Origin of the sequence: Roseburia sp. OF03-24 (assembly GCF_003463035.1) — a bacterium.
Taxonomy (GTDB): Bacteria; Bacillota; Clostridia; order Lachnospirales; family Lachnospiraceae; genus Roseburia; species Roseburia rectibacter.
Genome location: NZ_QSCK01000016.1, coordinates 54449 through 77138 on the forward strand (window position 1 = coordinate 54449; position 22690 = coordinate 77138).

The 22690-nt window shown below is 42.4% G+C and carries 21 protein-coding genes; 19 read left to right on the forward strand and 2 right to left on the reverse strand.

Annotated elements, in window-relative coordinates; translation table 11 throughout:
* Positions 1-215: 215 nt before the first annotated feature.
* The 4 genes from DXA60_RS09850 to DXA60_RS09865 all read left to right on the forward strand — a co-directional run bounded on the left by DXA60_RS09850 (position 216) and on the right by DXA60_RS09865 (position 4992).
* Positions 216-923 carry a response regulator transcription factor gene (locus tag DXA60_RS09850; RefSeq protein WP_117921078.1) on the forward strand — a complete coding sequence of 236 codons (708 nt, stop codon included), beginning with the start codon at positions 216-218 and terminating at the stop codon, positions 921-923.
* Complete coding sequence (locus tag DXA60_RS09855; protein ID WP_117921079.1) at positions 895-3189, forward strand: sensor histidine kinase; 2295 nt, start codon at positions 895-897, stop codon at positions 3187-3189. Before DXA60_RS09850 ends, DXA60_RS09855 begins: the two co-directional genes overlap by 29 nt.
* A gap of 266 nt (positions 3190-3455) precedes the next feature.
* Positions 3456-4367, forward strand: a complete 912-nt coding sequence (locus tag DXA60_RS09860) for a S1 RNA-binding domain-containing protein (protein ID WP_117921080.1) — start codon at positions 3456-3458, stop codon at positions 4365-4367.
* 169 nt (positions 4368-4536) lie between these two features.
* Positions 4537-4992 carry a MarR family transcriptional regulator gene (locus tag DXA60_RS09865; protein WP_117921081.1) on the forward strand — a complete coding sequence of 152 codons (456 nt, stop codon included), beginning with the start codon at positions 4537-4539 and terminating at the stop codon, positions 4990-4992.
* A 103-nt stretch (positions 4993-5095) separates the two neighbouring features.
* On the opposite strand, the gene DXA60_RS09870 is transcribed toward DXA60_RS09865, so the two are convergent.
* Positions 5096-6190: a lytic transglycosylase domain-containing protein gene (locus tag DXA60_RS09870; RefSeq protein ID WP_117921082.1), complete on the reverse strand. Its 1095-nt coding sequence runs from the start codon at positions 6188-6190 to the stop codon at positions 5096-5098.
* A 163-nt stretch (positions 6191-6353) separates the two neighbouring features.
* On the opposite strand from DXA60_RS09870, the gene DXA60_RS09875 reads away from it, so the two are divergent.
* The 4 genes from DXA60_RS09875 to DXA60_RS09890 are packed head-to-tail and all read left to right on the forward strand — an operon-like array spanning position 6354 to position 9514.
* Positions 6354-7115 carry an AzlC family ABC transporter permease gene (locus DXA60_RS09875; RefSeq protein ID WP_117921083.1) on the forward strand — a complete coding sequence of 254 codons (762 nt, stop codon included), beginning with the start codon at positions 6354-6356 and terminating at the stop codon, positions 7113-7115.
* Entirely contained in the window at positions 7105-7437 is a 333-nt protein-coding gene (locus tag DXA60_RS09880) for a branched-chain amino acid transporter permease (RefSeq protein ID WP_117921084.1), read from the forward strand. Before DXA60_RS09875 ends, DXA60_RS09880 begins: the two co-directional genes overlap by 11 nt.
* Positions 7438-7456: 19 nt before the next feature.
* Positions 7457-8740 carry a diaminopimelate decarboxylase gene (locus DXA60_RS09885; RefSeq protein WP_015520098.1) on the forward strand — a complete coding sequence of 428 codons (1284 nt, stop codon included), beginning with the start codon at positions 7457-7459 and terminating at the stop codon, positions 8738-8740.
* 27 nt (positions 8741-8767) lie between these two features.
* On the forward strand, positions 8768-9514 hold the full coding sequence (locus DXA60_RS09890; protein WP_117921085.1) for a hypothetical protein: 747 nt from the start codon (positions 8768-8770) through the stop codon (positions 9512-9514).
* A 31-nt stretch (positions 9515-9545) separates the two neighbouring features.
* Here the strand turns inward: DXA60_RS09890 and DXA60_RS09895 are convergent, their stop codons facing one another.
* The gene (locus DXA60_RS09895; protein WP_117921086.1) at positions 9546-9839 is read right to left on the reverse strand and encodes a hypothetical protein; all 294 of its coding nucleotides are present in this window, start codon (positions 9837-9839) and stop codon (positions 9546-9548) included.
* A gap of 138 nt (positions 9840-9977) precedes the next feature.
* Between DXA60_RS09895 and DXA60_RS09900 the strand changes: the two genes are divergently transcribed.
* From DXA60_RS09900 to glyA, 11 genes are all read left to right on the forward strand, one after another.
* Positions 9978-11252: a trigger factor gene (locus DXA60_RS09900; protein WP_117921087.1), complete on the forward strand. Its 1275-nt coding sequence runs from the start codon at positions 9978-9980 to the stop codon at positions 11250-11252.
* A 54-nt stretch (positions 11253-11306) separates the two neighbouring features.
* Positions 11307-12698: an asparagine--tRNA ligase gene (gene asnS, locus DXA60_RS09905; RefSeq protein ID WP_117921088.1), complete on the forward strand. Its 1392-nt coding sequence runs from the start codon at positions 11307-11309 to the stop codon at positions 12696-12698.
* 264 nt (positions 12699-12962) lie between these two features.
* Positions 12963-13616, forward strand: coding sequence for a PAQR family membrane homeostasis protein TrhA (trhA, locus tag DXA60_RS09910; protein WP_006856484.1), 654 nt, complete (start codon positions 12963-12965; stop codon positions 13614-13616).
* 120 nt (positions 13617-13736) lie between these two features.
* Positions 13737-14615: an aldose 1-epimerase family protein gene (locus DXA60_RS09915; RefSeq protein ID WP_330418407.1), complete on the forward strand. Its 879-nt coding sequence runs from the start codon at positions 13737-13739 to the stop codon at positions 14613-14615.
* Positions 14616-14721: 106 nt separating this feature from the next.
* Complete coding sequence (locus tag DXA60_RS09920) at positions 14722-15114, forward strand: TIGR04086 family membrane protein (RefSeq protein WP_117921090.1); 393 nt, start codon at positions 14722-14724, stop codon at positions 15112-15114.
* A gap of 286 nt (positions 15115-15400) precedes the next feature.
* Complete coding sequence (locus DXA60_RS09925; RefSeq protein WP_022111950.1) at positions 15401-16792, forward strand: uracil-xanthine permease family protein; 1392 nt, start codon at positions 15401-15403, stop codon at positions 16790-16792.
* A gap of 147 nt (positions 16793-16939) precedes the next feature.
* Positions 16940-17080: a six-cysteine ranthipeptide SCIFF gene (scfA, locus tag DXA60_RS09930; RefSeq protein ID WP_044998835.1), complete on the forward strand. Its 141-nt coding sequence runs from the start codon at positions 16940-16942 to the stop codon at positions 17078-17080.
* A gap of 286 nt (positions 17081-17366) precedes the next feature.
* On the forward strand, positions 17367-18740 hold the full coding sequence (gene scfB / locus DXA60_RS09935; RefSeq protein WP_006856452.1) for a thioether cross-link-forming SCIFF peptide maturase: 1374 nt from the start codon (positions 17367-17369) through the stop codon (positions 18738-18740).
* A 25-nt stretch (positions 18741-18765) separates the two neighbouring features.
* The gene (secD, locus tag DXA60_RS09940) at positions 18766-20925 is read left to right on the forward strand and encodes a protein translocase subunit SecD (protein ID WP_117921106.1); all 2160 of its coding nucleotides are present in this window, start codon (positions 18766-18768) and stop codon (positions 20923-20925) included.
* 65 nt (positions 20926-20990) lie between these two features.
* Positions 20991-21269, forward strand: a complete 279-nt coding sequence (locus tag DXA60_RS09945; protein ID WP_117921092.1) for a DUF1294 domain-containing protein — start codon at positions 20991-20993, stop codon at positions 21267-21269.
* Between the two features lie 140 nt (positions 21270-21409).
* Positions 21410-22651 (forward strand): serine hydroxymethyltransferase, encoded by a 1242-nt coding sequence (glyA, locus tag DXA60_RS09950; RefSeq protein WP_006856449.1) that lies wholly within the window; start codon positions 21410-21412, stop codon positions 22649-22651.
* Positions 22652-22690 lie beyond the last annotated feature (39 nt).

Sequence of the window (22690 nt, forward strand, 5' to 3'; positions counted from 1 at the left end):
TTTTTTTCTGCGGGCGTTCTTTGCATTCGGAAGGTATGATAATACTCAAAGGAGGGTAAGAGCAGGAAGATATCAGTTGTGCCGGGAATAATACAGGATTTGTTTCATTTTGTTATGGTAAATGATATACTGATAGGAAGTGTGGAAAAAAGGAACATCTGCAGCACAGAAAGAAAAGGGGAGAAGTGTGAAAATCTTTCACACAGACAAAAATAATGGAACAGTACAATATTTTAATCGTAGAAGATGACAAAGAGATCCGTGATGGAATCGAGATATTTTTAAAAAGCCAGAATTATAACGTTTATAAGGCGGCAGATGGTATAGAAGGTTTAGAGATTATTGAGAGTAAGGAGATACATCTTGCGATCGTTGATATCATGATGCCGCGTATGGATGGGGTAACAATGACATTAAAACTCAGGGAACATCATGATTTTCCTGTAATTATGCTTTCGGCGAAATCAGAGGAGACAGATAAAGTGATCGGGCTGAACATCGGAGCGGACGATTATGTGACAAAACCATTTACGCCGTTAGAATTGATGGCGCGCGTCAATTCCCAGCTCCGGCGTTATACAAAGTTTAACAACAAAAGTCAGGAGAAAAAGGAAAATGACAGGATACATAGCATTGGCGGAATTGAGCTGAATGAAGATACGGTAGAAGTATTTGTGGATGGAAAACCGGTAAAAATGACACCGATTGAGTTTAAAATCTTAGCACTTCTGATGAAAAATCCGGGAAGAGTTTATTCGGCGGACGAGATTTACGAGCGTGTCTGGAATGAAAAAGCGATCAATACGGATACGATTATGGTGCATGTGAGAAATATCAGGGATAAGATCGAGATCAATCCGAGAGAACCAAAATATTTAAAGGTGGTGTGGGGCGTTGGATATAAAATGGAAAAACAGCCGTAAGGCGGGGATTGTGATAACAGCAGGGTTTCTTCTTGTTTTAGCAGTTATCAATTTTTTATGCTATCCGGGAATCAATCGCAGAAGCAAAGACTGGATGCAAAAGACAGAAGCAGCAAAAACAGGTGCAGACAGTGATATGCAGATTCGGACACAGTTTCTGAAAAATCTGTATGAGGGATTTTATCTGCTCGATCTGGAATATCAGAATCAGAAGAGTGAGACGGAGATGTCAGCAACAGATCTTTATATCGCATCTTATGCAAAAGCGGATGAAACCGACAGGTGGGAGTCACAGGAACAATTAGAGCAGGTAACCAATGATGAAGTATTGTCGGTGATGGATGAATGGAGCAGTCAGTTTGAAAAAATCCGTTCCCAGATTGATTATTGCGTCATGGAATCCGAAGATGGAAGTAAACTGAAAAATACAACGCAGAATTTAGAGAGCGTACTCGGTGGAGAGGAAAAGGATGTCAGTGAACAACTGGCACAATATTACAGCGAATTGTTTGCGGTAAAATTTAATGAAGTCGGGGCGATGGAAGTAATTCCTCTGCTGTCAGACAGGGAAAATAGCGGCGATCTTTTAGTAAAATCATTAGGGGCACAGGAACGCAGTGAACTGTTAAAAACTAATCTGGAAGAGTATTTTAATCCAACAGACATGCCCGTGCTCAAAGGACCGGAAAATATAGAGTTTGTGATCGGTATTTCCAAAGAGAAAGCATCTGAAAATATTCTTTATGATTCTGGCAGTGATGAGGAAGAAGATTATTTTGAAAAGCTGTCCGCCTATAAAATTAATGGGGCACTTCCATTGTATGGCGTATCGGTTGTAGCGGTGATCGCATTTATGTTTTTTATGACAGGGAAAAAAGCCGGAGGCAATATCTTAAATGATGGAAAGGTACATGCTTACGCGGCAGAACTTGGAGTCACAGGTGTGATCTGCGGACTGTGTCTGCAGAATTACTTTATGGAACTTATCTGGTCATATGGATTTGATTCATTTTCGGATGCGGCAGATGAACTGATGGGTGGACAGGTTTATGATGTTGTGATCAGCGTACTTACTGTAGTTGGAACTTTGTGGCTGATCTATGCAATGTGGTTTGCAGCCGCATATCTGCTGAGACCGGTATTTTCAGTCGGACTATGGGAATATGTTAAAAGATACAGTCTGGTCTATCAGATCTTCCCATGGATAAAAAAACAGTTTAAAAAGACAGGCAACCGGATCAGACAGTGGTGGAACACACTCTCCGGGGAGATCACACACATTGATTTCAGTGAGGAAACGACAAAACTGATCTTAAAAGTTGTCGTTATAAACTTTGCAGTGCTTGCAGCCTGTTCCTTGTTCTGGTTCTTTGGGATCGGTGCATTAGTTGTCTATTCGATCGTCCTGTTTTTTATTATAAAGAAACATTATGAGCAGATCAATAAAGATTATCATGCGATGTTAGATGCCATGCAGACGATCGCAGAAGGTAATCTTGATCAGGAGATTCAGGGGGATTTTGGCATATTTAATCCGTTCCGGGACGAACTTGCGCAGATCCAGACCGGTATGAAAAAAGCAGTGGAGGAAGAGGTAAAGAGCCAGCGTATGAAAACAGAACTGATCACAAATGTTTCACATGACTTAAAAACACCGCTCACTGCCATCACGACATACATTGAACTGCTGAAAAAAGAAGACATCACGGAGGAAGAAAGGCGTTCTTACATTGATACTTTAGAGCGTAAATCACTGCGCCTTAAGGTGCTGATCGAAGATCTTTTTGAAGTCAGCAAGGCAAACAGCAATAATATCGTACTTAATAAGATGGAACTTGACGTTGTAAACCTGATCAAACAGGTCAGCATTGAACATGTGGATAAGATGAAAGAGCGGGGACTCGAACTTAAGTGGAATGTGCCGGAAGAGAAAGTACTGTTAATGCTTGATAACCAGAAAACCTACCGCATTTTTGAAAATCTCTTTGTCAATGTGGTCAAATATGCAATGCAGGGCAGCAGGGTTTATTTAGAGGTGCGAAAGAAAGCATCCCTTGTGGAAATCATCTTAAAAAATATGTCTGCTGAGGAAATACATATCAGCGGTGATGAGATCACGGAACGATTTGTGCGTGGCGACAGTTCAAGAAACACAGAAGGTTCCGGACTTGGTCTTGCGATCGCAAAAAGTTTTACCGAAGCCCAGGACGGCGAATTCCACGTCGAGGTCGACGGGGATCTGTTCAAAGTTGTCATTTTGTTTTAGGGACGGGTGTGTTATAATACCGTTTAGAAAATGTAGATCTCTGCAAAACTCAACAAAATGTGGAGCTATTGCGAGAGACTGACAAATGAATAAGAAGGTGCTGGGGAGCCGCCGGTACTAAGTGACCGTATTTTGGTCACTTAGTATCCGTTGCGAGCGACACGCAGCGGAAGCGTGCCTTCGTTTCATGTGTCAGTCTCTCGCAATTTCAGAAAAAGTGGGTGAGTTTTACAGGTATTACAATTAACAAATGGGAGGATCACACAATGGAAACAATGGACGACTACAAAGACGAACTGGAAGCCTCTTTCCGCAGGATCAACGAGGGAGACATCATTTCCGGTACTGTCATTGATGTAAATGAAGAGGAAGTAACACTGGATTTAAAATATTATGCGCAGGGTATCATCAAAGTTGCAGATTTAAGCAATGATCCTGATTTTAATGTGCTAGAGCAGGTACATAAAGGTGATGTGATCGAGGCAACAGTGGTACAGAAAGACGATGGTGCAGGCAATATCGTACTTTCCAAGAAAGAAGCAAACGATATACTTGCATGGGATAAATTAAAACAGATGATGGAAGGTGAGACGACAGTAAAAGTGCGCATCCAAGAGAGCGTACCGAGCGGTGTTGTTACTTATCTGGAAGGTATCCGTGCATTTATCCCGGCATCGCAGATCACACTTGATTATGTGGAAGATACCGATGCATGGATCGGAAAAGAGATCGAGGTACGCGTGATCACTGTGGATGCAGAAAAAGAAAAACTTGTTTTATCCGGCAAGGCAGTAGCAAGAGAGGCAGAAGCCGAAGAACGTAACCACAAGATCTCCATGATCGTGCCTGGCACTGTCATGGAAGGAACTGTTGAGTCACTGATGCCATATGGTGCATTCATAAACCTTGGAAACGGACTGAGTGGTCTGGTACATATTTCACAGATCTGTGAGCGCCGTATCAAAAAGCCGTCCGAAGTGTTAAAAGAGGGACAGAAGGTAAAAGTAAAAGTTGTCAATACCAACGATAATAAGATCAGCCTCAGCATGAAAGCACTGCAGGAAGAGATGGTTGATACCGAAGGTGTTGCAGAGGAAGAATTAGAAAAATATACCGATACAGAATCCACAGGCACCAGCCTAGGCTCTTTACTGGCAGGATTTCACTTTGACGCGTAAGCAGTAAAAACATCAGAGGCATCAAGAGACAAAAATCTTGACGCCTCTGTTTTTTTCCCCAGAATCTTTGTCATATATTGTTGACAAGGAAACAAACTTGCGCTATATTAAAACAGAAGTAATTGTTGACAAGGAAACAATATTTGCTTTTATGTAAGGGAGTGGATGTATGAAAGAGCAGGAGCTTCTGTTAAAAGAGCTTGCGCTGATGTTAGAGCGGCAGGACATGCTCTCGAAGCTGACCGAGGGGAAATGTCTCGATGAATATGGCTATTCCGAGACGCACTGTATTGACTATATTGGAAGATTAGAGTTACCCAATGTTACCAAGATCGCAGAAAATATGGGGATGACAAGAGGCGCGATCAGCAAAATGACAAAGAAGCTGTTAGCGAAAGGTCTGATTGAAAAATACACTTTGGAATCAAACAAAAAAGAAGTCTATTTTAAACTGACGGATCTAGGAAAAATGTTGTTTGAGGAACATGCAAAACGTCACAAACGCTGGGAAAAAAGGGATATGGAGTTTTTGTCCCATTATTCTACAGAGGATGTAAAGACGGTGTATCAGTTTATGAAAGAATTTAATCACTACTTAGAGGGACAGATTGAAGAATTATCATAACGATATAGGAAAGTATGAAACAGTTACGGATCAGACAGAAGTTTTGAGATCCATAGGATCGACATAAAAATTGCCTGCGGGCAATCCGCAGGCAACAGGATATTTAAGATTCACTGTCAGTGTCTGTACTGACATCGTCATTAGTATCTGTGCTGACAGCTGCATCAATATCTGTGTTTGTTTTAGTATCAGTATCTTCGTCCGTATCTGTTTCTGCAGAAGGAATCACGCGTACAGGGATGTCTTTTGTGATATCTTCAATTGTTTCAGAATCAGAATTTATGGAAGTAAGGACTGCAGTGCGGTCGGATGGGGTTTCAGAGGTACTTCCCACAGCAGATGTTGTAGTATCCGTATTCTGTAAAGCAGAAGAGACATCTGTTGATGTTGTCTGACCAGATATCATATTTTTTAATTTTAAAATAGCAGTTAAGATATCAAGTGCATCTTTACTGATATTTTTGGAGGAGAAGAAATCAGCGAGCATCTGATTTGCTTCATCTCTTGCAGTTCCGGTCAGACTGAAAATAGAAGAAAGCTGGTCTGAAACGGAAGATACCGTATTAGAAACAGCAGAACCAAATTCTTCCATATAAGAGAGAACCTTTTTAACGTAATTCTGTGTCTCAGTAAAAGGCGGGATGCCGCCGTATTTGTCAACATTTGCACTGCCGGCATTGTAAGCGGCGAGAGCAAGGGAAATATTTCCCTGATAGTTGGACAATAACTGACTGATATATTTTGCACCGCCCATGATATTTTCTCTGGCATCGTAGGAATTAGAAACGCCAAGAGCAGCAGCGGTCGATGGCATTAACTGCATGATACCGACGGCACCTGCACTGCTTACGGCAGACGGATTAAATCCGGATTCTGCTTTTGCAATTGATTTTAGTATAATAGAAGAAACACCATAGGTATTGGCTGCATCTTCGAAAATAGAGTCAAGCTCGCTCGAAGTATAAGAACTTGCGGATGATGCAGCAGTCTGACCTGTGGATACGGTCGATGTATCAGATACGGCGGTATTGGTGCTGATGGTGTTCTGATTGTTTTCTATAGCTTTTGTACTGTCAGCTAACACGGTTGCAAAATCGTCTGAAGTAGTCTGCTTTGCAGCTTCGGCACGTTTGGCAGCCTGCGAATGGATACGGTCAACTAATGCCTGATCCATATAGTTTAATACGGTAATACTCATTCATAACTCCTTTTCGTGTAAAACGCGACTAGAAAAAGTATAGCACATGTTTTTGCAATAGTGAAGTTTTTGTTGAAAATTGTCTTGATGTATCACAAAAATTGTTGTAGAGTACATAGTGCGATAAGCTAAAGTGATAAAGTGCAGGGGATAGATAAAAGAAATGGATTGTGAAATAGAAAAAAACAAAATAAGTAAAAAATCCTCCTATGGAAAAGCATTTAAAGCCGCATTTCCATATACCATACCGGTCATGACAGGATATCTGTTTATCGGCATGGCTTTCGGAGTGATGATCCAGGAAAAAGGGTATAATTTTCTGTGGGCGATATTGATGAGCGTTCTTTGTTATGCAGGGAGCGGACAATATCTCGCCGTGAACTTTTTTGCACCGGGTGTGAGCCTTTTACAGGTGATCTTTATGGAGTTTATGTTAAATATCCGGCATATTTTTTATGGACTGTCGTTGTTAGAGCGTTTTGCAAAGATGGGAAAAAAACGTCTGTATATGATCTTTTCCCTGACAGATGAGACATATTCCTTATTTTTTGTAACGAAAGTGCCAAAGGATGTGGACGAAGGACAGTTCTTATTTGCGATCGCACTGTTAGACCAGCTTTACTGGATCGCAGGTTCGGCGATCGGAGCACTGCTTGGTTCGGTGCTTCCAATCGACACAACAGGCATTGATTTTGCGATGACGGCTTTGTTTGTTGTGATCATGGTGGAACAGTGGATGGAGTCAAAAAACCGTCCGAGTGTGCTGATCGGACTTGGATGCGGACTGATCTGCCTGCTGATCTTTGGGGCAGACAATTTTATCCTGCCGACCATGATCTGCATTATGTTAATTCTGCTTCCGTACAGAAAGTTTTTGGATAAAGAAACAGAACAGAAAAAGGAGGTAGAGCATCATGCCGGTTAGTGTGGCACGTTCACTTGTTATCATTGCAGCAGTTGCGGGAACGATCTTTTTTACAAGACTCTGCCCGTTTTTATTCTTTCCGCCGGGAAAACCGATCCCGCCTGTGATACAGTACCTTGGAAAGGTGCTGCCGCCCGCAGTGATAGGGATGCTGGTGATTTATTGTTTAAAGGCGGTAAGTATTACATCCTATCCATATGGGCTTCCAGAGTTTATATCCGTGGCAGTGGTGATACTGCTTCATGTCTGGAAACGAAACAACCTGCTTAGTATCGGCGTCGGCACAGTGCTTTATATGGTGCTGGTACAGGCTGTATTTTAAATATCTTGGAGGAAAAATTATGAAGAAGAAACCTTTTGTAACCAAAGAACAGCTCGAAGAGATCGTAAAAAAATATCCGACACCGTTTCATCTCTACGATGAGAAAGGAATCCGTGAAAATGCAAAGGCAGTCAAAGAGGCATTTTCCTGGAATCCGGGATTCCGTGAATATTTTGCGGTAAAGGCAACACCAAACCCATATATTCTTGATATCTTAAAAGAATATGACTGTGGCTGCGACTGTGCATCTTTAACAGAATTAATGCTGGCAGATTCTCAGGGTTTTGATGGAAAGCATATTATGTTTTCTTCAAATGATACACCGGCTGAGGAGTTCAAATTTGCAAATGAACTTGGTGCGATCATCAACTTAGATGACTTTACCCACATTGACTTCTTAGAGAAAACAATCGGAAAGATTCCGGAGACAATTAGCTGCCGTTATAATCCGGGCGGAGTCTTTAAGATGAGCAACGGGATCATGGACAATCCTGGTGATGCAAAATACGGATTCACCCATGAACAGATCATCGAGGGATTTAAAATTTTAAAAGAAAAAGGTGCAAAGCATTTTGGCGTGCATGCGTTTTTAGCAAGCAACACAGTGACAAACGAATATTATCCGAAACTGGCAAGACAGTTGTTTGAATTAGTTGTGGAACTGCGCGATAAGACCGGATGCGATATCCAGTTTATCAATCTTTCCGGCGGTGTTGGTGTACCTTATACTCCGGATCAGACTCCGAATGATATCCGTGTGATCGGTCAGGGCGTCAAAGAGGCTTTTGAGGAGATCTTAGTTCCGGCAGGACTTGGAAATATCTCTATCTATACAGAGATGGGTCGTTTCATGTTAGCACCTTACGGCTGCCTTGTGACGAAAGCAATCCATGAGAAACACACCTATAAAGAGTATATCGGTGTGGATGCCTGTGCGGTCAACCTGATGCGTCCAGCAATTTACGGGGCATATCATCATATTACCGTTATGGGAAAAGAGGACGAGCCATGTGACCACAAATATGATGTAACAGGTTCCCTCTGTGAGAACTGTGATAAATTTGCCATCGACCGTATGCTGCCGAAGATCGACATGGGAGATCTGCTTGTGATCCATGATGCCGGAGCACATGGTTTCTCCATGGGATATAACTATAACGGAAAACTTCGTTCTGCGGAGGTATTGTTAAAAGAAGATGGTTCTACCCAGTTAATCCGCCGTGCGGAGACACCGGATGATTACTTCAGAACTTTTGACTGTTTTGATATTTTAAAGGACATGAAGCATCCGGAAAGAAAATAGGACTGCATTCTGCAAAGGGAGTGTGTCATGTGTATTGATGAATTGAGGTTTGAAGATGCAAAAAATAAAGTGATCGGGGTAAACAGGGAACGTCAGGGAATCGGGACGCTTTCCGAGAAAACGGTACATGCTGTTTTGAAAAATTATTATGCACCGGATACGGACATGCATGAGATTCCGATCGAAAATTTTGTGGCAGATATTTTTACAGGAACCGAGATCATTGAGATACAGACGCGCTCCTTTAATGTTATGCGAAGAAAACTTGATGCATTTCTAAAAAGCTATCCGGTGACGATCGTTTATCCGATCCCTCATATCAAATGGCTTTCCTGGATCGACGAGGAGAGCGGGGAAATGTCACCAAAGCGAAAGTCGCCGAAAAAAGGTAATCCTTATCTGGCATTTAAAGAGTTATATAAAATCCGTCCTTTTTTAAAAGATGAAAATCTGAGATTTCGCTTTGCCCTGATCGATATGGAAGAATACCGTCTGCTAAACGGCTGGAGTAAAGATAAAAAGAAAGGCAGTGAGCGCTATGACCGTATTCCGGTGCAGTTTGTGGAAGAGGTATGCATCGAGAGAAGGGAAGATTATATGCAGTTTATCCCGTTTGATCTGCCAGAGCCTTTTACTACGAAAGATTTTTCAAAATATGCGAAAATACCTGTGTCGCTGGCGCAGACAGTACTTCTGATACTGACAGATTTAAAGATTGTAGACAGAGTTGGAAAGCAGGGAAACAGTTACCTATATGAGGTCTGTGAGGTATAAAAAAGGGGACCTGAATTTTCAAGTCCCCATCTTAATAATTGCTCACGATCAATCCGCGCCGGAAAACAGAATCCATATGATCGAGTGTATGTCTTGCCTGTGAATAACGGTTGCGGTTGGTATTGATCACATAAAACTGGTGTGCGCCACGGTATTTTTCACGTAAAAAAAATGGAATCTTAATAAAACTTCTTGTAAAAGGGATCTGGTTTTCAATCAGTAACTGTGCTGCCTGATTACTGATCCTTTCATTGGTTGTGCGGCATAATTCCACGTCTTTATCAAGTTGTTTTGTATCTTTTCCTAATACAAGTGTCTTTCCCATTATTTCAGCCCCTTTTTCAAAAAACTATCATATGTGATAACTTTTGTCAAACATGCTTTTATTTTTGCAGAAATTGTGGTATGTTATTAAGGTTAGACGGAAAAGTTTGTCTTAAAGGATTAGAAAGGTAATTTAATTATGAAGAAAAAAGTAGTAGTAGTAATGCTTTGTGCGATGATGGCAGTCACTGCATTAGGATGTGGCAATAAGAAAAATAATGCCATAGAGGGTACGGAGGCTGCAGAGGCAGTAAATAGTACAGAAAATGCAGAGAGCACATCTGCTGTGGAATATGAGAGTCTTTCTTATGATCTGAATCCTTCCGATTATGTGACACTCTGCGATTACAGCAAGGTGCCGGTTACGATCACCGGTGATTATGATGTGGACGATCAGGATGCAAAAGATTATTTTGAGCAGATGTTCTCTTATTATGGACCGTTCTATGTTGCAGATGATACCAAAACCACGGTTGGTGAGGGTGACATCGTAAATGTGGACTATGTTGGAAAATTAGACGGAGAGGCATTCGATAATGGAAGTGCCGAGGATCAGAATATCGATGTGGACAATAACTGTTCCGCAGGAAGCCAGTCAAGCTCCTTTATTGATGGCTTTACAGATGATTTAAAAGGTGCATCGGTCGGCGATGTCATTGACAGCGATGTGACATTCCCGGATAATTACGGTAATGCAGATCTTGCCGGAAAGCAGGTTGTATTTACATTTACAGTCAATTCCATCCAGAAAGAGATGACACTTGATGATGTGGATGACGAGTTCGCACAGAAACAGTTCCAGGCTGATACTGTAGATGATATGTATGCACAGATCAAAACTTTTCTTGAGAACACTGCAAGCAGCAACAAGGACAGTGACACTTATGCAGCAGTGCAGCAGTATCTGTTAGATAACTGTAAAGTAGACATTCCGGAGGATTATCTGACAGCCCGTGTCAATGATTATGAGAAACAGTTTGTACAGAACAACTGTGACGGGGATGATTCCAAACTGGAAGATTATGTCAGCAAACAGTATAATATGACACTTGATGAGGTACGCCAGGAATGGAGATCCGGCATGGAGAAAAATATTTCCATGGAGTTCATCACAGGTGCGATCGCAGAAAAAGAAGGAACAGAGCTTGATGAAGACGGATTTTCTTCCTATGTGCAGACACTGATGAGCAGTAACAATTTTTCATCAGAAGAAGATTTATATAAGAACTATGGTTATGGCGATGCAGCGTATGGCGAGAAGTATTTAAGACAGATCTATGTGGATAATCTTGCATTACAGTCTGTCAAGGATAACGCAGAAGTAACTGTGGAGGCTCCGGCAGAGACAGAGAGCACAGAAAGTGCAGAGCCACAGGAAGCTGTTGATGCAACAGAGACAGAAGCAGCAAATTAATCAAATAAATATCCCAAAAGAAGACCAAAGAGATGGGGATTGGAGGATTCAATTATGGATATGGTAAATGTAAGGGATTTATTCCGCAAACAGGAAGAATATGTGGATCAGACCGTGACGATCGGTGGATGGGTGCGAAGCATCCGTAATTCCAAAAATTTTGGATTTATCGTGGTAAACGACGGAACATTTTTTGAACCGGTTCAGGTCGTGTATTCAGATGTTCTGGAAAACTTTGACGACGTTGAAAAATTAAACGTTGGTGCAGCGATCATTGTGACAGGTAAACTCGTTGCAACACCGGGAACCAAGCAGCCGTTTGAGATCCAGGCAGAGAAGATTGACATCGAGGGTGTTTCCACACCGGATTACCCGCTGCAGAAAAAGAAACACAGTTTTGAATATTTAAGAACGATCTCTCATTTAAGACCGAGAACAAATACATTTGAAGCGGTTTTCCGTGTACGTTCCCTGATCGCTTATGCGATCCATAAGTTTTTCCAGGAGAGAGACTTCGTATATGTACACACACCACTGATCACAGGCAGTGATTGTGAGGGTGCAGGAGAGATGTTCCAGGTGACAACACTTGATATGAACAATCTTCCGAAAAATCCGGATGGAACCGTGGATTATTCCAAGGATTTCTTTAATAAGCCGACCAACCTTACCGTAAGCGGACAGTTAAACGGTGAGACTTATGCGATGGCATTTAAGAACATCTACACATTCGGACCGACGTTCCGTGCAGAAAATTCCAATACGACCAGACATGCAGCAGAGTTCTGGATGATCGAGCCGGAAATCGCATTTGCAGATCTTGAGGATGACATGATCTTAGCAGAGAGCATGTTAAAATACATCATCAACTATGTACTTGAGAACGCACCGGAAGAGATGGCATTCTTTAATAATTTTATTGATAAGGGACTCTTAGAGCGCTTACAGCATGTAGCAAATTCTGATTTCGCCCGCGTGACATATACAGAGGCTGTTGAAATCTTAGAGAAGCACAATGACAAGTTCGAGTACAAAGTATCATGGGGAACAGACCTTCAGACAGAGCATGAGCGTTATCTGACAGAAGAGATCTTCAAACGTCCGGTATTCGTAACGGATTATCCGAAGGAGATCAAGGCATTCTACATGAAGATGAACGATGATGGAAAGACAGTTGCAGCAGTAGACTGTTTAGTACCTGGCATCGGTGAGATCATCGGAGGAAGCCAGAGAGAGGATGATTACGACAAACTTCTTGCAAGAATCAATGAACTCGGCTTAAAAGAAGAAGATTATCAGTTTTATCTGGATCTCCGCAAATATGGTTCTGCAAGACATGCAGGATTCGGACTCGGTTTCGAGCGCTGCGTTATGTATTTGACAGGAATGTCTAACATCCGTGATGTTATTCCGTTCCCAAGAACCGTAAACAACTGCGAATTATAAAAAAGAATAGATTTACAGAGGACTGCCGCCCGGATGAATAAGATTCTGCGGGCGGCAGTTTTTTGATATCCGAATTTTCATAGGAAAATGCGTTCTGCAAATTTGTGTAAACCTTCCAAAAACCTGCAAAAATTGAGAAAAAATGTAGCATAAATATAATTGACATAATGTATAATAAGTAGTAGTATCAAAATACAAAAGATATAGTAATAAATACTACATGTAAAAATAATAAATACTATTTTGCTAAAAGGAGGTCATATTATGTTACAGATAGGGATTCGTGAACCGGGAAGCGCCATTACACATTTTATAGCTATGATGATGGCAATATTTGCCACATCGCCGTTGTTAGTCAAGGCTGCGCTGAATGGAAATCATACAACGATTCTGGCAATGGCCGTGTTTATGGGAAGCATGGTGCTGCTTTATGGTGCAAGTACGGTGTACCATTCGCTTGTTGTCCGGGATAAAATTTTAAAGATATTCCGTAAACTCGACCATATGATGATATTTGTCCTGATTGCCGGATCTTATACGCCGGTATGTCTGATAGTACTTGGCGGGAAGTCGGGTTATACGCTGCTTGCGGCAGTGTGGGGCATTGCGGCGGCAGGAATGCTGATAAAAGTGCTCTGGATCAACTGCCCGAAGTGGTTTTCATCCGTGATCTATATCGCAATGGGATGGGTGTGTCTGTTTGTATTCCGGGAACTGTTAGCCACTCTTTCCCAGGCAGCATTTTTGTGGCTGCTTGCAGGCGGTCTGATCTATACTGTCGGCGGTGTGATCTATGCATTAAAACTGCCGGTGTTCAACGCGAAGCACAGTCAGTTTGGCTCCCATGAAGTATTTCATCTGTTTGTCATGGCTGGAAGCATCTGCCATTTTGTATTCATGTATCAGTATGTAGCGTGAAAAATAAAACGATTGCCGGATAGATTTTATGGAAAAGTTAGGTTATAATGTAACAGCAATGAAAAATGAGCAGTGACAGGCAGATGAGAAATGAAATGCCTGTATGAAGAGGAGACAGATATGAGATATACGTTGGAAAATGAAAATTTAAAAGTGGAGATTGACTCATTTGGAGCAGAGATCAAATCTGTAAAAAGAAAATCAGATAACTTTGAATATATGTGGTGTGGTGATAAAAAGTACTGGGGCAGAACATCCCCTGTATTATTTCCGTTTGTCGGTGCGCCGAAAAACAAAGAATACCGTTATGACGGAAAAACTTATACGATGGGACAGCACGGATTTGCAAGAGATATGGAGTTTACATTAGAGGCACAGACGGAAGAGAACATCTCATTTGTACTGACCGATACTGCGGAAACCTGTGAAAAATATCCATTTCATTTTGCACTGCACATTGGTTATGAATTGTGCAAAAACGAGGTGAAAGTAAACTGGACTGTGGAAAACACCGACACAAAAGAATTATATTTTTCCATCGGTGCACATCCGGCATTCAACTGCCCGGTTCACGGGGAAGCAAATAAAACCGGATATGGACTGAAATTTGGCGGGCTTACGGATACGATCCATCATCATGGAAATACACCGGATGGCATGGCTGTGATGGAAGATGAAATTTTACCATTAAAAGATGGCTGCGTGACATTTACAGAAGGATTTTTTGATAAATGCACCTACATGGCAGAGGGAAAACAGACGAAAGAAGTTTCCTTACTTGATCGTGACGGAGCACCATATGTAACTGTAAAATTTGACACACCATTATTTGCAGTATGGTCGCCGGAAGGAAAAAATGCTCCGTTTGTCTGCATTGAACCGTGGTACGGAAGATGCGATGCCACAGATTTTACCGGTACATTACAGGAGCGCGACTACGAAAACATGCTGCCGCAGGGCGGAACATTCAAAGCAGCATACAGCATCTTATATTTATAAGATAACAAAAGGTATAAACTAAAAAACGCAAAAGCATGCAAACTCTGCATAGCTTTTGTGTTTTTTTCATATAGTGAAACAGAATCTAAAATCTATGGAGTGGACAATGAATATACAGTCAAAAATGAAAACAAGAGATGCAAAGAACAATCCGGTCGCCGCGGCAGTGGTGTCTGTACTTGTCATGTTCCTGTTAAGCTGCCTGTTCCTGCTGCTTTTAGCAGCACTATTGTATAAGTTTGATCTGAGTGAAGCGGCAGTGAAAGTTGGAATCGTTGTCATCTATATTGTTTCCGGTGCGATCGGTGGATTTTTAATGGGAAAAATTATGAAAACACAGAAATTTTTATGGGGATTTGCGGCAGGTACCATTTATTTTTGCATTTTATTTCTGATATCGGTGCTGGTTAAACAGGGAATATCCATGGAGATTCCCAAGGTGGCAACAACATTTATACTCTGTGCAGCATCCGGTATGGCGGGGGGCATGGTCAGCTAAAATTTACTGTTCACTCGCAAGCTTGACACTTGCTGTCAAGCTGTGCGCCAAAGACTATAATATGCCAGATTACAGCCCCATGCATCGAAGATGCATTTAAAATGGGCTGTAATCGTTACTGCTCACACAGTATGTGTGAACAGTAACAGCTAAATATCTGCCAAGGTCATCAGATATACACAGAGTACTTGCGCTGGATATTGGGAGCGTGATATACTCATAGAAAAGCGTGTATGAGCAGGGAATATCAATGATTCATGCAAAAAATACACACGAGGAGGAAAAGATGGAAAGTCAAAAGAGACAGGGAGCAGAGTACGAATTTTATGGAAAACTCCCGCTGAAAAAGGCAATCCCGCTGGGATTACAGCATGTGCTGGCAATGTTTGTGGGAAACCTGACACCGATCCTGATCATCTCAGGGGCATGTGGTATTGCAGGTGAGGAGTTCGGCAGTCTGCAGGTCGATCTGCTGCAGAATGCGATGCTGATCGCCGGGATCGTGACACTGATCCAGTTATTTGCGATCGGACCGGTTGGTGGAAAGGTACCGATCATCATGGGAACGAGTTCCGGATTTATCGGTGTGTTTAACAGTGTGGTTCAGGTAATGGGAGGAGGAATCCTTGCATATGGAGCCATTATGTGTGCATCCGTCATTGGTGGTCTGTTTGAGGGAATCCTTGGATTTCTGTTAAAGCCGCTCCGCAGATTTTTCCCTGCGGTTGTAACGGGAACCGTTGTACTGTCGATCGGATTGTCACTGATCGCGGTCGGCGTCAATTCTTTTGGCGGCGGCAATACGGCAAACGACTTTGGTTCAGTAGAAAATTTACTGCTCGGAGCAGCTGTTTTACTGATCATTGTAGCAGTGAAACACTGGATGAAAGGTATGGCGAGTGCATCATCGATCCTGATCGGTATTGTGGCAGGCTATATCATTGCTGCGATCATGGGACTGGTACTGCCGACAACAGCAGTCAATGCGGATGGTGTGGAATACACAAAAGCCTGGGTGTTAAACTGGGATAAGGTTGCAAATGCAGCCTGGTTTTCCGTTCCGAAATTAATGCCGGTCAAACTGGTATTTGACTGGAGAGCAATCATTCCGGTTCTGATCATGTTTGTTGTTACCGCGGTTGAAACAGTCGGAGATATCTCCGGTGTTATGGAAGGTGGAATGGGCAGAGAAGCTACCGACAAAGAACTTTCCGGCGGTGTCATCTGTGATGGAATTGGTTCTTCGCTTGCAGCACTTTTTGGTGTTCTGCCGAATACTTCTTTCAGTCAGAATGTAGGACTTGTCACAATGACGAAAATCGTAAACCGTATGGCGCTTGCATCCGGAGCCGTATTCCTGATTTTATGTGGTTTATTCCCGAAACTTGCAGCACTGATTTCAATCATGCCGCAGAGTGTACTTGGAGGAGCTGCCGTTATGATGTTTTCATCCATCGTGATCAGCGGAATCCAGCTTATTACCAAAGAACCGATGACGATGCGCAATATCACGATCGTCTCCGTCGCATTGGGACTTGGCTATGGAATCGGATCCAGCAGCGGCATCCTTGCACATCTGCCGCAGGGCATCCAGCTGATCTTTGGCGGTTCCGGTATTGTTCCGGCAGCCATTGTGGCGATCATCTTTAATATTATCCTGCCGAAGGATGCGGAATAAAAAAAACTTCCCATATGAAAAAAGTTATGTTATACTGTATAAGTTAACAGAACTCCGCGCGAAAGCGAATAAATACATAGTATTACGGGGAGCGGGCAAATGGCGTATCCCATGTGTGCGGAAATTACAAAAAAGGAGAGAAGCATCATGAAACATGTAAAGACATTAAATACCAAGAGATTACAGAACACAATCAAAAAAGGCGGCTGCGGCGAGTGCCAGACATCCTGCCAGTCTGCATGCAAAACATCCTGTACAGTAGGAAACCAGAGCTGCGAGCACAAATAAGATTTGAGCTGGTACGGCCGGGCATGCATAGCATGGTAAAAATTGTGCATATGAGTGCCGGATATGCCATTATGGCATCATACAAAATGACTGTGTGATACAACGATGAAAATCATACGGTCGGATATAAGTGAAATCTGCAAACGACCGTTCGCATAGCGTGCGGTCATTTGTACGTTTTATCGGCAACATTAAAATGCCGTAATACTTGAAAAAAATATATTGATTTGCAGAAAATTTTAAATGTTTTGCTGTAAAATCAGATAGAAAGAGAGGAAATATTATAGTGGTTCATCAGTATAAGAACAACGGCTATGATATTGTTTTAGATGTAAACAGCGGAGCGATTCATGTGGTGGATGACGTGACTTATGATGTCATTGAGATGATCGATCAGAGCCAGCCGGAATCGTATGCAAGGGATGAGATCGTATCTGCACTGTCCGGAAAATACGGCAAAGAGGAAGTGGAGGAAGCAATCGATGAAGTCCAGACATTGATCGATGAGGAGTCACTTTTTACAAAGGACACTTACGAAAACTATATCATGGATTTCAAAAAACGCCCGACGGTTGTCAAGGCACTCTGCCTGCATATTGCACATGACTGCAACCTGGCATGTCAGTACTGCTTTGCTGAGGAGGGAGAGTACCATGGAAGAAGGGCACTGATGTCCTTTGAAGTTGGAAAGAAAGCACTGGATTTCTTAATTGCCAATTCAGGTAACAGACGAAATCTTGAGGTGGATTTCTTTGGCGGCGAGCCGCTTATGAACTGGCAGGTCGTAAAAGACTTAGTTGCCTACGGAAGAGAGCAGGAAAAGCTGCATGACAAGAATTTCCGTTTTACACTGACCACAAATGGTGTGCTTTTAAATGACGAGATCATGGAATTCTGTAATAAAGAGATGGCAAATGTGGTCTTAAGTATCGATGGAAGAAAGGAAGTTCATGATAAGATGCGTCCGTTCCGCAAAGGGGCAGGAAGTTATGATCTGATCGTTCCAAAGTTCCAGAAATTTGCAGAGAGCAGACATCAGGACAAATATTATGTGCGTGGTACATTCACACACTACAATCCTGATTTTGCAGCAGATGTACTTCATCTTGCGGATCTTGGTTTCAAACAGATCTCCGTGGAGCCGGTAGTTGCAGAACCGAGTGAACCGTATGCGATCACAGAGGAAGATCTTCCACAGCTGTTTGAGGAATATGACAAACTTGCAGCGGAGATGGTAAGACGTCACAAAGAGGGAGATGATTTTAATTTCTTCCATTTTATGATTGATCTTGAGGGCGGTCCATGTGTGGCAAAACGTCTGTCCGGCTGTGGTTCAGGAACCGAGTACCTTGCAGTGACACCATGGGGAGATTTTTATCCATGTCACCAGTTTGTCGGCAATGAAAAGTTTTTACTTGGCAATGTGGATGAAGGTATAAAAAATACAGAGATCCGTGATGAGTTTAAGTGCTGTAATGTCTATGCAAAAGAAAAATGCAGAAAATGTTTCGCAAGATTCTACTGCAGCGGCGGATGTGCAGCAAATGCGTATAATTTCAGCGGTGATATCTGCGGAGCATATGATATCGGATGTGAACTGCAGAAAAAACGTATTGAATGTGCGATCATGATTAAGGCTGCCGAAGCCGATTGTGAATAAAAAAGAAACAGGAAGGAAAAAGAAAATGAAAAAGAGTAAAGCAGCAGTCATATTAGTTGCGATTCTCGCTGCATTTGCGGGACTTGCCTATTATGCATCTATTATTCTTTCATCGACCGGTATTGGGGAGGAAATGAGTATTCCGCTTGGACTTGATCTATCCGGTGGTGTATCGATTACCTATCAGGTCATGGATGAAAATCCAAGCGCAGAAGATATGAGTGATACGATCTACAAACTCCAGAAGCGTGTGGAAAGTTACAGTACAGAGGCTTCTGTATATCAGGTCGGAGATGACCGTATTGCCGTTGAGATCCCTGGTGTTACAGATGCGAGCAAGATATTAGAGGAACTGGGTAATCCGGGTTCCTTAGAGTTCCAGCTTTCTGATGGTACTGTATTTATGACAGGTGATCAGGTAGCAGATGCACAGGCTGCAACAACCACAGACCAGTATGGTAACAAACAGTACGTTGTACAGCTTACCCTGACGGATGAGGGTGCAAAGACTTTCGGAGATGTTACATCTGAAAATGTCGGAAAAGCACTTCCAATCGTATATGATGGAGAAATCATCAGTTATCCTACCGTACAGGAGGCAATTACCGGAGGTACAGCACAGATTTCCGGTCAGAGTACTTTTGAAGAGGCACAGACTTTAGCAACACAGATCCGTATCGGTTCTCTTTCCCTGCAGTTATCAGAGTTAGAGTCCAGCGTGGTAGGGGCACAGCTTGGAAGCCAGGCAATCTCCTCCAGTTTAAAAGCGGCAGCGATCGGTCTTGTGATCGTTATGATCTTTATGATCATCGTATATGCAGTTCCGGGTGTTGCAGCAACTTTAGCACTTGCGATCTATACAGCACTTGTGATCGCAACCTTATACTTATTTGAAATCACATTAACATTACCTGGTATTGCCGGTATCATCTTAAGTATCGGTATGGCGGTAGATGCCAACGTTATCATCTTCGCACGTATCCGTGAGGAGATCGCAACAGGTAAGTCTGTTATTACTGCAATGAAAACCGGTTTCCATAAGGCAATGTCCGCAATCTTAGATGGTAACATCACAACCTTGATCGCAGCTGTCGTATTGATGTCATTAGGTTCCGGTACTGTAAAAGGATTTGCTTATACACTTATGATCGGTATTATCCTTTCCATGTTTACAGCACTTGTTGTGACAAGATGGATTCTTTATGCTTTCTACTGGTTAGGACTTAGAGATGAGAAATTCTACGGACGTGCCAAAGAGAGAAAGACTATTAATTTCCTGCAGAAGAGATATGTGTTCTTTGGAATCTCTCTTGCGATTATTGCTGCCGGATTCATTGGTATGGGAGTACATAAAGCATCCGGTCAGAATTCCTTAAATTATGGACTTGATTTCATGGGAGGAACTTCCACTACTGCTGATTTTGGTAAAGAATATACCATTGAGGACATTGAGAAAGACATTATCCCGGCTGTAAAAGAAGTGACCGGAGACAGCAATATCCAGGCAAACAAAGTGGAGGGAACAACACAGATCACGATCAAGACAAGAACTTTGTCTAAGGAAGAACGTGATACATTGAACCAGACACTTGCAGACAATTTTGATGTGGATGAATCTACGATCACATTCCAGAGTATCAGTTCCACAGTCAGTGGCGAGATGCGTGCGGATGCATTTAAAGCGGTGATCATTTCAACAATCTGCATGTTGATCTATATCTGGTTCCGTTTCAAAGATATCCGTTTTGGTGCAAGTGCGATCATTGCCCTGGTTCATGACGTTTTAGTCGTACTTACCGTATATGCCCTGATGCGTATTTCTGTCGGAAATACCTTTATCGCATGTATGCTGACGATCATTGGTTATTCCGTCAACGATACGATCGTTATCTTTGACCGTATCCGTGAGAACCTTGCAGCAAAACATGGCAAGCAGACGAAAGAGTCTCTGATGGAAATTGCAAACCGAAGCCTGACACAGACGTTGTCACGAAGCATCAATACTTCCTGGACGACTTTTGTTATGGTGTTTATGCTGTTCATCCTCGGTGTGACCAGCATCCGTGAATTTGCACTTCCTCTGATGGCAGGTCTTATCTGCGGTGCTTATTCATCTATCTGTATTGCAACAGAGTTGTGGTATGTGATGAAGATTCATGTAGGTAAAAATAAGGTAACAGAATAAAAATTGTTATTATGAATGAAAGCCCCGGTAGTTTTGCCGGGGTTTTTTTGTGAGAGGAGAAAATCATGGATACAATCACAGCTTATCTGGTATTTTTAAATCTGGCTGGATTCCTTATCATGGGAGATGATAAAAGACGTGCGAGAATGCACCGGTGGCGTATTTCAGAGAGAATGCTTTTTCTGGTCAGCATTTTAGGAGGCAGTATCGGAACATGGGCTGGAATGTATGTGTTCCACCATAAGACGAGACACTGGTATTTTGTCATAGGAATGCCGTTGATCCTGGCTTTGCAGATCGTGGCAGCAATCCTGCTTTATCGACAGGGCTTATATCATTTATAATTATTTGATATAACTGCTATGGTATTTGGAATTGCCAAAAAAAGGGAAGTCATATATAATGATAAACAGAAATAAAAGACAAGTGTTTTTGGTAGAAAGACACATTGATCAAACAGCAAAGGAAGGGAGTATTACCAATTATGTATACACTGGAAGATATTCAGGCAGTTGATATGGAAGTGGCAAATGCCATTACCGATGAATTTGAGCGTCAGAACAGCCATATTGAGCTGATCGCATCTGAGAACTGGGTGAGCAAGGCAGTAATGTCAGCAATGGGAAGCGTTCTTACGAATAAATATGCAGAGGGTTATCCGGGAAAAAGATATTACGGTGGATGCGAATGTGTGGATGTAGTGGAGGAGCTTGCAAGAGAGCGTGCGAAAGAGCTTTTTGGATGTGAGTATGCCAATGTACAGCCTCATTCCGGCGCACAGGCAAATATGGCAGTCCAGTTTGCCATCTTAAAACCGGGTGATACAGTGATGGGAATGAATTTAGACCATGGCGGACATTTGACACACGGAAGCCCAGTGAACTTTTCCGGTACGTATTTCCATATTGTACCTTACGGTGTCAATGATGAGGGATTTATCGATTATGATAAAGTAGAAGAGATCGCAATGGAGTGCAAGCCGAAGATGATCATCGCAGGTGCAAGTGCTTATGCGAGAACCATCGACTTTAAGAGATTCCGTGAGATCGCAGATGCATGCGGAGCAGTTCTGATGGTCGATATGGCACATATCGCAGGACTTGTCGCTGCAGGACTTCATCCAAGCCCAATACCGTATGCGCATGTTGTTACGACTACAACTCATAAGACACTGCGTGGACCGCGTGGAGGTATGATCTTATCCAGTCAGGAGATTGCGGACAAATATAACTTTAATAAAGCTATTTTCCCTGGAATCCAGGGCGGACCTTTGATGCATGTGATTGCTGCGAAGGCAGTCTGCTTTAAAGAGGCACTTCAGCCGGAGTTTAAAGTATACCAGCAGAATATCATTGACAATGCACAGGCACTCTGCAAGGGACTGTTAAGCCGTGATATTAAAATCGTATCCGGCGGTACAGACAATCACCTGATGCTTGTTGATCTGACAAATTATGATCAGACCGGAAAGGCAGTGGAGAAACTTCTCGATTCTGTCAATATCACCTGCAACAAGAATACGATCCCGAACGATCCGAAATCCCCGTTCGTAACAAGCGGTGTACGTCTTGGAACACCGGCAGTTACTTCCCGTGGACTAAACACAGAGGATATGGATCAGATTGCAGAGGCAATCGCCATGATGATCAAGGAGGGTGAACCGGCAGCTGATAAAGCGCGTGCAATCGTAAAATCCCTGACAGAGAAATATCCGTTAGAGAGATAGAAAAGAATACAAACAATATTCTGATATGATAGAACAAAA